The 12,428-nt window shown below is 72.9% G+C and carries 12 protein-coding genes; 1 reads left to right on the plus strand and 11 read right to left on the minus strand.

What is annotated here, in order from left to right:
* Nucleotides 1-46: 46 nt before the first annotated feature.
* The 10 genes from ehuA to ACIRSU_RS12080 form a co-directional block, all read right to left on the minus strand.
* On the minus strand, nt 47-937 hold the full coding sequence (ehuA, locus tag ACIRSU_RS12035; protein WP_403791131.1) for an ectoine/hydroxyectoine ABC transporter ATP-binding protein EhuA: 891 nt from the start codon (nt 935-937) through the stop codon (nt 47-49).
* Nucleotides 927-1,562, minus strand: coding sequence for an ectoine/hydroxyectoine ABC transporter permease subunit EhuD (gene ehuD, locus ACIRSU_RS12040; protein WP_403791133.1), 636 nt, complete (start codon nt 1,560-1,562; stop codon nt 927-929). The genes ehuA and ehuD overlap by 11 nt, the downstream gene beginning before the upstream one ends.
* Nucleotides 1,562-2,326 carry an ectoine/hydroxyectoine ABC transporter permease subunit EhuC gene (gene ehuC / locus ACIRSU_RS12045; protein WP_403791135.1) on the minus strand — a complete coding sequence of 255 codons (765 nt, stop codon included), beginning with the start codon at nt 2,324-2,326 and terminating at the stop codon, nt 1,562-1,564. Before ehuC ends, ehuD begins: the two co-directional genes overlap by 1 nt.
* On the minus strand, nt 2,323-3,249 hold the full coding sequence (gene ehuB, locus ACIRSU_RS12050) for an ectoine/hydroxyectoine ABC transporter substrate-binding protein EhuB (protein ID WP_403791137.1): 927 nt from the start codon (nt 3,247-3,249) through the stop codon (nt 2,323-2,325). The genes ehuC and ehuB overlap by 4 nt, the downstream gene beginning before the upstream one ends.
* 90 nt (nt 3,250-3,339) lie before the next feature.
* Complete coding sequence (gene thpD, locus ACIRSU_RS12055; protein WP_403791139.1) at nt 3,340-4,239, minus strand: ectoine hydroxylase; 900 nt, start codon at nt 4,237-4,239, stop codon at nt 3,340-3,342.
* Between the two features lie 105 nt (nt 4,240-4,344).
* The gene (locus tag ACIRSU_RS12060; RefSeq protein ID WP_403791141.1) at nt 4,345-4,755 is read right to left on the minus strand and encodes an ectoine synthase; all 411 of its coding nucleotides are present in this window, start codon (nt 4,753-4,755) and stop codon (nt 4,345-4,347) included.
* Between the two features lie 15 nt (nt 4,756-4,770).
* On the minus strand, nt 4,771-6,078 hold the full coding sequence (gene ectB, locus ACIRSU_RS12065; RefSeq protein ID WP_403791494.1) for a diaminobutyrate--2-oxoglutarate transaminase: 1,308 nt from the start codon (nt 6,076-6,078) through the stop codon (nt 4,771-4,773).
* A gap of 83 nt (nt 6,079-6,161) precedes the next feature.
* Nucleotides 6,162-6,719, minus strand: a complete 558-nt coding sequence (ectA, locus tag ACIRSU_RS12070) for a diaminobutyrate acetyltransferase (RefSeq protein ID WP_403791143.1) — start codon at nt 6,717-6,719, stop codon at nt 6,162-6,164.
* Between the two features lie 432 nt (nt 6,720-7,151).
* Nucleotides 7,152-7,712 carry an HAAS signaling domain-containing protein gene (locus tag ACIRSU_RS12075; protein WP_403791145.1) on the minus strand — a complete coding sequence of 187 codons (561 nt, stop codon included), beginning with the start codon at nt 7,710-7,712 and terminating at the stop codon, nt 7,152-7,154.
* Nucleotides 7,709-8,080, minus strand: a complete 372-nt coding sequence (locus ACIRSU_RS12080) for a PadR family transcriptional regulator (RefSeq protein ID WP_403791147.1) — start codon at nt 8,078-8,080, stop codon at nt 7,709-7,711. Before ACIRSU_RS12080 ends, ACIRSU_RS12075 begins: the two co-directional genes overlap by 4 nt.
* A gap of 343 nt (nt 8,081-8,423) precedes the next feature.
* Between ACIRSU_RS12080 and fusA the strand changes: the two genes are divergently transcribed.
* A complete protein-coding gene (fusA, locus tag ACIRSU_RS12085; RefSeq protein ID WP_403791148.1) occupies nt 8,424-10,439 on the plus strand; it encodes an elongation factor G in 2,016 nt (671 codons plus the stop codon).
* A gap of 277 nt (nt 10,440-10,716) precedes the next feature.
* Here fusA and ACIRSU_RS12090 read toward each other — a convergent pair whose 3' ends face one another.
* Entirely contained in the window at nt 10,717-12,255 is a 1,539-nt protein-coding gene (locus ACIRSU_RS12090; RefSeq protein WP_403791150.1) for an MFS transporter, read from the minus strand.
* Nucleotides 12,256-12,428: the final 173 nt, after the last annotated feature.

Here is a 12,428-nt window from a genome sequence, read left to right on the forward strand (position 1 = left end):
TCCGGCACAGCAGGCGGGTCCGGGGCCGCGCGAAGGGGTCGGGCGATCAGCGCACCGAGCTCAGGAACGCCCGGGTCCGCTCGTGCTCCGGGGCGTCGAGCAGGCGGGCCGCAGGACCCGACTCCACCACCGACCCGCGGTCGAACATCAGGATCCGGTCGGAGACGTCCCGCGCGAAGCCCATCTCGTGCGTCACGCACAGCAGGGTGATGTCCGTGTCCCGCGCGATGTCCCGCAGCACGTCCAGGACCTCCGCCACCAGCTCCGGGTCGAGCGCCGACGTCACCTCGTCGAGCAGCAGGATCTCCGGCCGCATCGCGAGCGCGCGGGCGATCGCCACCCGCTGCTGCTGGCCGCCGGACAGCCGGGTCGGCCGGGTGCCGGCCTTGTCGGCGAGGCCGACCATGCCGAGCAGCTCGCGGGCCCGCTCGTGCGCCTCCTCCCGGCTCTCGCCGAGCACGTGCACCGGCGCCTCGACGATGTTCTGCTCCACCGTCATGTGCGGGAACAGGTTGAAGTGCTGGAAGACCATGCCGATCCCGCGCCGGCGCCGGGCCAGATACCGCTCGCTCGCCGGTACGAGGGCGCCGCCCGCCCTGCCGTCCGACCCGTCGCCCGGCATGTGCGAGTACGGCTGCCCGGCCACGTGGATGACGCCGTCCGAGACCCGCTCCAGGGTCATCAGCAGCCGCAGGATGGTCGTCTTGCCGGAACCGCTCGGTCCGATCAGTGTCACCCGCTCGCCGCGCCCGACCGCCAGGTCGAGACCGTCGAGGACGACCTGATCGCCGTACCGCTTGGTCACCCGCTCGAACCGCACCGCCTCGGCGGGCGTCCCGGGCACCGGATCGGACACCGGATCGGACCGCTTCGCGGACCTCGTCCCGGGCGCCGCCTCCGCAGGCGCGGCCCCGGTTTCGGTCTTCTCAATGGGCAAGGCGTGCCTCCAGTCGTCGTACGAGCACGGACGTCGGCCAGCTCGCGAGCAGGAACACCGCGCCGGCCAGGGTGAAACTCTCCAGATAGGCGAAGTGCGTGCTGCCGAAGGCGTTCGCCTCGTGCACCATCTCGTGCACCGTGATCACGGACAGCAGCGGCGTCTCCTTGAACATGGAGACCGCGTAGTTGCCCAGCGGCGGCAGCACGTTGCGCACCGCCTGCGGCAGCACCACGGCCCGCCACACCCGCCGCCGCGGCAGCGACAGCGCCGTGCACGCCTCCCACTGCCCGCGCGGCACGGAGTCGATGCCCGCCCGGTACACCTCGGCCAGGTACGCCGCGTAGTGCACCCCGAGGACCAGGACGCCCAGGACGGGGGCGTCCAGACCGGGCACGAGCACCCAGGCCGCGAACAGCTGCACCAGCAGCGGCGTCGACCGGACGAACGCGGCCGCCCCGGTCACCGGCAGCGCCACCCAGCGGGGCGCGGCGCGCCCCACGAGCGCGAGCACGAGCCCGAGCAGCGCCGCCACCGCGAAGCCGAGCACGGTCGCCACGAGCGTGACCCCGAAGCCCTTCAGGACGACCGGCAGCGCGGCCCAGGCCGCCTCCCCGTCCCACATCACCGACCACCCCCCGTACCGAGTGCGCCGAGCTTCACGGAACCGCCGTGCTTCCCGGAACCGCCGGGCTTCCCGGAACCGCCCGGCCCGCTGGGGCCGTCGAGCCCGCCGAGGCGGGCCCGCGCGGCCCGCTCCAGCGCGTTCATCAGCAGGCTCACCACGGCGGCCAGGAGCCCGTACGCCGCGAGGAGCACCAGATACGAGGCGGCCGTGTCACCGGTCGCCGACCGCAACTGGTCCAGCTCGAAGGTGAGATCGGGCACCGTGACCAGCGACAGCAGCGGCGTGGCCTTGAGCAGCTGCACCAGCAGGTTCTTGAACGGCGCCACCATCAGCGCGTGCGCCTGCGGCAGCACGACCCGCCGCAGCCGCAGCCACGGCCCCATGCCGAGCGCGACCGCCGCCTCCCGCTGCGCCCGGGGCACGGCCGCCACCGCGCCCCGGACCACCTCGGCCCCGTACGCCCCGAAGTTGAGCCCCAGGGCCACCACGCCGCAGGCCAGCGGTTCGAGCCGGAAGCCGAGGATCGGCAGCGCGAAGAACAGCCAGAACAGCTGCACGTACAGCGAGGTGCCGCGGAAGAACTCGACGACCGTACGGGCCGCGCCGCGCACCGGCAGCCGCCGCGAGCGGGACATCAGCCCCAGCGCGTACGCCAGGACCAGCGCGAGGGCCGCCCCGAGCAGCGTCGCCTCCAGCGTCACGAGCAGCCCCTCGCCAAGCCGCGGTAGCGCCCGCCGGAGCTCCGCCAGGAAGTCGCTCACGCCGGCCCCTTGCCCGCGCACAGGTCCGCGGTCCGCAGCGACCGGGGCGGCGCCTCACCCTTGGTGAAGCCGTAGCGCCCGATCAGGCCCACATAGCGCCCCGGATCGCCGGTGATCCGCGCGAGCTCGCGGTCGAACGCGTCGCGCAGCGACCGCGCTCCCGGCCGGAACACCGCGCCGCCCGCGCTCCACTGCTTCACACCGTCCACGACGGGCACGAACGGCGTGGCCACCTCCACCGCCGCGCCCCGGTTCGTCCGGGCCAGCCAGCGCAGCGAGATCCCGGTGAGGGCGAAGGCGTCGACGCGTCCGGCGAGCAGCGCGTCGAGACCGTCCTGCTGCTTGGCCAGCGTCTTCACCGACCCGTCGGGGACGCCCGCCGCCTTCGCGTACGACGCCTCCACGGCGGCGGTCAGCACGCCCACCGTCGCCCCCGCCCGCGCGCACGACGAGAGGTCCGTCAGGCGCTTCGGGTTGCCCTTCGGGACCATCAGGGCGGTGGGGGAGACGAACTCGGGCTCGGAGAAGATCACCTTGGCGCACCGCTCGGGCGTGATCGACATGCCCGCGCTCACGACGTCGAACCGGCCGGCGAGCAGCCCGGGTATCAGCGAGCCGAACTCGGTGAGCGTCGGCCGCAGTTCGCGCACCCCGAGCGCCCGGAACACCTCCCGGTGCAGCGTCGGGGCCTCACCGGCGAGGTCGTCGCCGTCCTGGAAACCGTACGGCGCCTCACCGGCGAAACCGACCCGCACGAAGCCCTGCTCACGCAGCTTCGCGAGCAGGTCGGCGTCCTCCTTCGGAGCGCCCGTGCCCGCCTCGGTGCGACTGCAGGCGGTCAGCGCTCCGGCGATCCCGCAGGCGGAGGCCAGGGCGAGAAAGCCACGCCGGTCGAGCCGATCGGGGCGCGGGGCACGGGACATGAAGGGTCCTTCCAGTGAGTCGGGGAGGCCGGGACGTCGGGGCGGCCGGGAGAGGGGAAGAGAGGGGAGAGGGGGAGGGGGCGGGCGAACTCAGCTCAGGGGAGTGAAGTCCCGTGAGGCGATGAAGGACGGCCGCCGCACCGGCGCGGCGAACGGTGCCTCCGGCCTGTTCTCCACACTGTTGAAGACGAAGAAGATGTTGCTGCGCGGGTACGGGGTGATGTTGTCGCCCGAGCCGTGCAGCGCGTTGCAGTCGAACCAGGTCGCCGAGCCGGCCGGCCCGGTGAACTGGCGGATCCCGCAGGCGTCGGCGAACGTCGTGAGTGCCTCGTTCGACGGCGTCCCCGCGTCCTGCATCTGCAGCGACCGCTTGTAGTTGTCCTTCGGGGTCTCGCCGGCGCAGCCGAGGAAGGTGCGGTGCGAACCCGGCATGATCATGAGGCTGCCGTTGGTGGTGTGGTTCGGGGTCAGTGCGATCGACACCGACACGGTCCGCATCTGCGGCAGCCCGTCCTCGGCGTGCCAGGTCTCGAAGTCCGAGTGCCAGTAGAAGCCGCTGGCGCCGAAGCCGGGCTTGACGTTGACCCGCGACTGGTGGACGTACACCTCGGAGCCGAGGATCTGCCGGGCCCGCCCGGCGACCCGGGGATCGGCGGCGAGCCGGGCGAAGACCTCGCTGATCCGGTGCACCTCGAAGACCGAACGGATCTCCTGCGAGCCCGGCTCGACGATCGACCGCTCGTCCTGGCGTACGGCGGGGTCGGCGACGAGCCGGTCCAGCTCGGCGCGCAGCCCGGCGACCTCGTCGGGCGTGACCAGCTCCTCGACGGTGACGAAGCCGTCGCGGTCGTACGACTCCAGCTCGCGCGCCCAGAACGGGCCGGGGGTGCCGGGGACGGACCAGACGACGGGGTCCTTGCGGCCGATCAGCACCTCCTCGGCGCCGCGGGTGGGGTAGAGGTCGATGGGACGGGTGGGGGCGGAGACCATGGGTGGGACTGCCTTCCTTCCTCGTGTTCGTTTCCGGGGTCTGTACGGGGTTTCAGCTCGGCCGGTCCGTACGGGGTTTCAGCTCGGCCGGTCTGTAAAGGGGTTTCAGCTCGGCTCGGGCTCCGGCTCGGTGAGGAGCGGGTACACGCCGTTCTCGTCGTGGTCCTCGCGGCCGGTGACGGGCGGGTTGAAGACGCAGAGGCAGCGGAAGTCGCGCCTGACCTTGAGGGTGTGCCGCTCGTGCCCGTCGAGCAGGTACATCGTTCCGGGCACGATGGTGTACGTGAGCCCCGTCTCGTGGTCGGTGAGCTCGGCCTCGCCCTCGACGCAGACGACGGCCTCGACGTGGTTCGCGTACCACATGGACGTCTCGGTGCCGGCGTACAGGACGGTCTCGTGCAGGGAGAAGCCGACCCGTTCACGGGCCAGGACGATCCGCTTGCTCTCCCAGGTGCCGGAGGCGGCGCGGACGTGGCGCTCGGTGCCGTCGAGCGAGGCGAAGGTACGGACGATCATGAGGTGGCCTTTCGTTCAGGCGGCGGAGCGGCCGGCGGCGGCGTGGCGGACGGCCCGGGCGAGGATGCCGAGCCCCTCGTCGAGTTCGTCGTCGGTGGCGGTGAGCGGCGGCAGCAGCTTGACGACCTCGTCGTGCGGTCCGGAGGTCTCCAGGAGCAGCCCGAGCTCGAAGGCCCGTCGGCACACGGCCGCGGCGCGCTCCGGCTCGGCGAACTCCAGGCCCCAGACGAGTCCGCGGCCCCGGACGGAGCGGGCCGTGCGCCCGTCGTCGCCGCACAGGTCGCTGAGGGCGCGCTCGACCCGCTCGGCCCGGCCGAGGGTGCGCTCGCGCAGGGCGCCGTCGCGCCAGTACGCGTCGAGGGCGGCGGTCGCGGTGACGAAGGCCGGGTTGTTGCCGCGGAAGGTGCCGTTGTGCTCGCCCGGCTGCCACTGGTCCAGCTCGGCGCGGAAGAGGCACAGCGCCATCGGCAGGCCGTAGCCGCTGATGGACTTCGACAGGGTGACGATGTCGGGCGTGATGCCCGCCTCCTCGAAGGAGAAGAAGTCACCGGTGCGGCCGCAGCCCATCTGCACGTCGTCGACGATCAGCAGCATCTCGTGCCGCCGGCACAGCTCCGCGAGCCCGCGCAGCCACTCGGCGCGGGCGACGTTGACGCCGCCTTCGCCCTGCACGGTCTCCACGATCACGGCCGCCGGGCGGTCCAGGCCGGACCCGGGGTCGTCGAGGAGCCGCTCGAACCACAGGAAGTCGGGGGTCCGACCGCCCAGGTAGTGGTCGTACGGCATGCGCGTGGCGTGCGGGAGGGACACCCCGGCACCGGCCCGCTTGGCGGCGTTGCCGGTGACGGCGAGCGAGCCGAGGGACATGCCGTGGAAGGCGTTGGTGAAGGAGACCACCGTCTCCCGGCCGGTGACCTTGCGGGCGAGCTTGAGCGCGGCCTCGACGGCGTTCGTGCCGGTGGGGCCCGGGAACATCACCTTGTAGGGCAGCGCGCGGGGCTCCAGGACGGTGCTGCGGAAGGTCTCCAGGAAGTCGCGTTTGGCGGTGGTCGACATGTCGAGGCCGTGCGTCACGCCGTCGGAGGCGAGGTAGTCGAGCAGCGCCCGCTTCAGTACGGGGTTGTTGTGGCCGTAGTTGAGCGATCCGGCACCGGCGAAGAAGTCGAGGAAGGGCCGCCCGTGCTCGTCGTACAGCCGGCTCCCGCTCGCCCGCTCGAACACCACGGGCCAGGCGCGGCAGTAGCTGCGCACCTCCGACTCGACGGTCTCGAAGACGGACGGGGTGAGGGTGCTGAGGGGGGTGCTGAAGGGGGTGGTAAGGATGGTCACGCGTGCTCCGCAAGAGGTGGTGGTACGTGGCGGGTGTGTGGTCGGCGGTCGGCGGTCGGTCGGGCTGTCAGGGGGTGTCAGGGCGTCAGGGGCCCGATGCGGTACAGCACTTCGGGCTCGTGCGACGCGGGAGTGGTCCCGTGCGGCTCGTCGGCGCCGGCCGGCTCGGGGAACACGGCCGACGGGAAGAGGACCTCCCGCGCCACCCCGGCGCCGTGCCGGCGCGCGAACGAACGGAACATCCGGTCGGAGGCCACGTTCCCCGGTGTGACCGTCGCCTCGATCCGGACGAGCCCGTGCTCGGCCGCCACGCGGGAGGCCAGAGCGTCGAGCAGTGCTCCGGCTACCCCGGTTCCGCGATACGAACCCTCCACGGCGACCTGCCAGACGAAGAGCGTCCCCGGCGCCTCGGGCCGCAGATAGCCGGTGACGAACCCGACCGCGCGCCCGGTCGCGTCCCGCGCGACGGCGGTCGTCCCGGCGAAGTCCCGGCACCACAGCAGATAGCTGTAGGGCGAGTTGACGTCCAGTTCCCCGGCTTCGCGGGCGATCCGCCAGAGGTCGGCGCCGTCCGTGATCTCGGCCCGGCCTATGTCCAGGCCGGTGGTCGCAGTGGTGGCGTGTGCTGTGGTCATGGGCGCCGAAGCTACCGAGCACGTCGGTGAACTTCCTGGCCCGAGGGGGTTGTGGTGCGGCGGCGGGTCTGATAGTCGCGCGAGTCGCCCGGCGTACGGAAATGGCGGCGGAGGGGCGCGGAAAACACCCCTAAAGGTGGACGAAATGCCCGTTTATAACGGCTGGGTAACGGCCCTGTCTGGAGCGCGTGGCCTTGTTAGGGACCTGCGAAGGCATGCGTTTTCTGGTTTGGGGCGGGCGGTGGGGGGTGAGGCGTAGGGGTTCCGGAGGCGACGCGAGCGGCCCTTTCCGCGCCGGCGCGGGGCCGGCCCTCACCGCCCCCGCCAGCGGCTGACCTGGGTGCCCGCACTCGCACGGCGGTAAGACGGCGCGAAGGCGCTCGGCCGGGGTCTCCCGGCCGAGCGCCTTCGCGTCTGTTTCGTGTCGAGCGCTCAGCGGCGCACGGTGCGCAGCAGGGTCACGGCGCCGATCGCCGGCACGGCGAGCACGAACGCGACGAGGAGCAGCACCTCCGTGGGGCCTATCCGGGGAGCGGCCAGGAACAGGCCGCCGACGAGCAGCATCACCGGGGGCGCCGCCGAGGTGGCCGTACCGATCACCTTGCTCGGCTGGTCCCAGAGCGGCGACTTCCACAGCAGCCACAGCCCGACCACCAGCGCCACCGTGCCCACGACCATGTTCAGGAGGAAGAGCAGCCCCGCCGCGGCGAGCAGGAGCACGGTGGGAAGGGCGCGCCCGGGCCGTACGGGCTCCACGACCGTGACCGCCGCGGTGACCGGCTCCTCGGCGAGGGCGGACGCGGCCACCGTGCGGGGCTCGCCCAGGTCGGCGAGGACCTCGCGCAGCTGCTGTTCGCCCTCGGCGCCGCTCACCTCGATGTGCTCGCGCAGATCCGCCAGGAGCTCGGCCCTGCGCTCGGCGGGCAGTTCGGCCGTCTCGCGCGCGACGGCGTCGAGGTAGGCGGTCACGAGCGGGTGGTCGATGGTCTTCATGAGGGCTCCCCCTGCGGGTCGTTGAGAAAGTGGTCGACGGCGTCCCGGAACAGCGGCCAGGCCCGGGTGAACTCGGCCAGGGCCGCCCGGCCGGCCGGGGTGAGCGTGTAGTAGCGCCGGGACGGACCGCTCGGCGACTCGCGCAGCTCGGTGTCGACGAGTCCCTCGCGGCGCAACCGGGACAGCAAGGGGTAGATCGTCCCCTGGCTGGTGGTCATCACGCTGACCGCGGAGAGCTCGCCGAGCAGCTCGATGCCGTACCTCGGCCCGTCCCTGAGCAGCGCCAGGACGCAGTGCTCCAGCACGCCCTTGCGGAGCTGGCTGGGAACCCTGCCCCCCGCCTCGTTACTTGCGTCACCAGGAACCATGTAATGCAAGATAGCTGGCGCAGGGCCCTCCCACAAGAAAAACAGGTGTCACAGCGGGACCGCGTCTCCCTACACTCGCTCACGCGGACGATCCGACGCACCGTCGGGCCGACGAACCGTCAGATGAACGAGCCATGAAGGGAGACGACCGTGCGCACCGCTGCTGTCACCGCCATCGCCGTCGTCTCCCGTGCCCGGTACGACGTGATCCTCGCCTCTCGCCCCCTCCGGTGCCGGCTGCGCGGCCGTCACCGCTGACCCGCGACGAGGTCGTACCCGTACAGCGAATCGTCTCGGGAATCGCGCTGCCCTGCTTCCGCATCGCACGCGAAGGACCATCATCATGCGTACCTCTGCACACCTCCGTAACCTCGGCATCCTCGCCCACGTCGACGCCGGCAAGACCACCCTCACCGAGCGGTTCCTCTATCTGACCGGCGCCACCCACAAGCGCGGCGAGGTCCACGACGGCACCACCGTCACCGACTTCGACCCGCAGGAGCGGGACCGGGGCATCACGATCTTCTCCGCGGCCGTCAGCTGCGAGTGGGCGGGCCACCGGCTGAACCTGATCGACACCCCCGGCCACGTCGACTTCGCGGGCGAGGTCGAACGCGCGCTGCGCGTGCTGGACGGCGCGGTCGCCGTGTTCGACGGCGTCGCGGGCGTCGAGCCGCAGAGCGAGTCGGTGTGGCGCCAGGCCGACCGGCACGGCGTCCCGCGCATCGCGTTCGTCAACAAGCTCGACCGCGCGGGCGCCGACCTCGACAAGGCCGTGGCGTCCCTCCGGACCAGGCTCGGCACCGTACCGCTGCCCGTCCAACTCCCCATCGGCCGAGAGGACGCCTTCACCGGCGTCGTCGACCTGGTCCGGATGCGGGCGTACGAGTGGCCCGGCGGCGCCGCGCAGGGCGAGGGCCCGGTCGAGGGACCCGTGCCCGATGCCCTGCGCGAGCAGGCGGCGCACCGGCGGCGGGCGCTCGACGAACAGGTCGCGGAACTGCACCCGGCCGCCCTGGAGGAGTTCTGCGCCAAGGGCGCGCTGAGCGCCGAGACGCTGGTCGCCGCGTTGCGCGACCTCACTCTCTCCGGCGAGGCGACGGTCGTGCTGTGCGGCTCGGCCTACCGCAACCGCGGTGTGGAGCCGCTGCTCGACGCCGTCACCGCGTATCTGCCCGCGCCCGCCGACCTGCCGCCCGTACGCCCCGACCGGCACCCCGCCGACCCGGCGGCGCCGTTCACCGCGCTCGCCTTCAAGGTGGGCGTCACGTCCACCGGCCGTATGACCTACCTCCGCGTCTACGCGGGAACGCTCCGAAAGGGGGACACCGTGCTCGACACCACGGCGGGACGCACCGAGCGCGTCGCCCGCATCCTGCGGGTCCAAGCCGACCGTACGACCGAGACCGAACTGGCCGCGGCCGGCGACATCGTCGCCGTCGTCGGGCCCAAGTCCACCCGGTCCGGCGCCACGCTCTGCGCGCCCGACGCGCCGGTGGTGCTGGAGGAGCCCGAACGGGCCGACCCCGTGGTCTCGGTGGCCGTCGAGGCACGGCGCGGCGTCGACACCGGGCGCCTCGCCGCGGGCCTGGCCCGGCTGGCCGAGGAGGACCCGTCCCTGGTCGTCGGCACCGACCCCGAGTCGGGGCAGACCGTGCTCTCGGGCCTGGGCGAACTGCACCTGGAGGTCACCGTCGAGAAGCTGCGCCAGGCCCAGGACCTCGACGTCGTGGTCGGGCGGCCCCGGGTCGGGTACCGGGAGACGGTCGCCCGCGGCGTCACCGGCCTCACGTACCGGCACGTCAAACAGGACGGCGGCGCGGGCCAGTTCGCCCACGTCGTCATCGATCTGGAACCGCTCACCGAGGAGAACGAGGAGGACTTCGTGTTCCGCTCGACGGTCGTCGGCGGCCGCGTCCCGCCGCTGTTCGCCCGCGCGGTCGAGGCAGGCTGCCGCGACGCCCTCGCCGAGGGCCCGCTCGGCGGCCACCGGGTGACCGGAGTCCGCGTCACGCTCACCGACGGCTCCACGCACGTGAAGGACTCCTCCGAGCTCGCCTTCCGCGCGGCCGGCCGCTTCGCCCTGCGCGAGGCGCTCCGGGCGAGCGAGATGACGCTGCTCGAACCGGTCGCCGAGGTCACGGTCACCGTCCCCGAGGACGCCGTCGGCACGGTCCTGGGCGACCTCGCCGCCCGCCGCGGCAGGGTCACCGGCTCCACGACCCGGGGCGGCACGGCCGTGCTGACGGCGACGGTCCCGCTGGCCGAACTCTTCGGCTACGCCTCGCGCCTGCGCAGCCGCACCCAGGGCCGCGGCACCTTCACCACCCGGCCGGCGGGTTACGCACCAGCCGGATAGCCTGACCGGTCTGTGCGGTTGCGGTGAGGCGGGTCACCTCGTTGAGCAGTTCGTGAAGCAGCTCGGTCGGCGGCGTCGGCTCTGGGCCCCCGTCACCTCCTGACAGGCCGGGAGGCTGTCCCGGGTGACCGGAAGGTGCCCCGACGAAGCCTGGGTGAAGATCCGCCTCACCACCACCCGAGGAGTCCCCCCCTCGCCCTCGCCCGCGACGCCCTGGCACGCTTCCTGCCCGGGCGGCGCGGGTGAGGTGCGCGAAGCCCCTACCGAGCGGGGCCTCTCATCGGGCAACCGCGCCTTTCGCCACGGCTGGCTCGGCCACGGCCGGCTCCGCCGCCGTCCCGGCCGTCCCGGCCGTCTCGTCCTGCCCGGACGCCCGGATCACGGTCTTCCCGCGCCCGTCCTCGATCCGCAGCCCCGTCAGCGCCGTGACCGTCACCAGCGCGAACGCGATCGCGCCGATCACGAACGCGGTCGTGTACTGGGACTCCTGGGGCAGCGGCGGGACGCCCGGCGGGAGACCCTTGATGAGGTGGGCGGTGAGCAGGGAGGTGATCACCGCGCTGCCGATGGCGCTGCCGACCGAGCGGGCGATGGAGTTGATGCCGTTCGCGATGCCGCTCTGGTGGACCGGCACGCCCGCCACGATGAACGCGGGCAGCGAGGCCAGGCCGAAGCTCACGGCGAGGCCGGTGAGCATGCCGGCGGCGATCACCGAGCCGGTGGTGCCGTGCTGGAGCGCCAGCCACAGATAGCCGAGGACGCCGAAGACACCACCGGTCGCCAGGGTGACGCGGGCTCCGACGCGGCGCACCAGGAGACCGGCGATCTGGGCGCCGACGAGCGAGGCGAAGGTCGCGGGCAGCAGATAGGTGACGGCCGCCGACAGGACGGAGGCGGTGAATCCGTATCCGGCGAGCGCCGTCGGCGTCTGCACGAGGTACGACACGGCGATGAACTGCGTGAACATGCCGAAGCCGAGCAGCAGCCCCGCGACGTTGGTGAACAGGACCGGCCGCAGCACGAACATCCCCATGTCGACCAGCGGTTCGCGCACCCGCCGTTCGACGAGCACCCACACCGCCGCCATCACCACGGCCGCGACGAACAGCGTGACCGTACGCACCGAGCCCCAGCCCCAGGTGTTGCCCTGCGACACCGGCAGGAGCAGCAGCACGAGCGTGGCGGCGAGCGCTCCGGCACCCAGCCAGTCGGTACGCCCGCCCGACGGACGCGGCGACGGCGGGACGGTCACGGCGGCGACGACGAGTGCGAGGACGGACAGACCCGTGGCGAGCCAGAACACCCGGTGGTAGTCCGGGTCGGCGCCCCGCGTCAGCAGCCCCGCGCCGACCAGGGCGAGACCGCTGCCGACCGCGAGGGTGCCGCTGACCAGGCCCATGGCACCGGGCAGCCGGCGCGGCGGAAGTTCGTCGCGCAGGACGGACAGGGCGAGCGGGAAGATCGCCGTGGCGGCGCCCTGCATGGCGCGGGCGGCGAGGAGCAGCGGGAGCGAACTCGTCGTGGCGGCGAGGACCGAGCCGACGACGGTCAGGGCCAGAACGGCGATCAGGACCGGCCGCTTGCCTCGCTGGTCGCCGAGACGGCCGAGCAGCGGCGTGAACACGGCGGCGGACAGCAGGGTCGCGGTGGTGAGCCAGCTCGCGGCGGACGTGGTGATGTCGAGCTGGTGCTCGACGACGGCCAGGATCGGGACGACGAGCGTCTGCATCATCGACACGACCATGGCGGCGAGGCCGAGGGCCAGGACGAGTCCGGTGCCGGACTGCCTGGACGAAGGGGATTGCTGCGGCGACATGGAGGGACAGGCTCCGAAGGGTACGTACGAGGGAGGGGGATACGAGGGAGGGGAAAGGGCGTGCGGCGGGCCCCCCCCCACCCGCCGGCCCCCCCCCCCAAGCGGCAAGGGGTGGGCGCGGCCGGCCCGCCAAAATCCCCGGGTGGCCCCCCCCCACCAACACAGGGCCGCCG

Origin of the sequence: Streptomyces sp. NPDC101160 (assembly GCF_044768205.1) — a bacterium.
Lineage (GTDB): Bacteria > Actinomycetota > Actinomycetes > Streptomycetales > Streptomycetaceae > Streptomyces.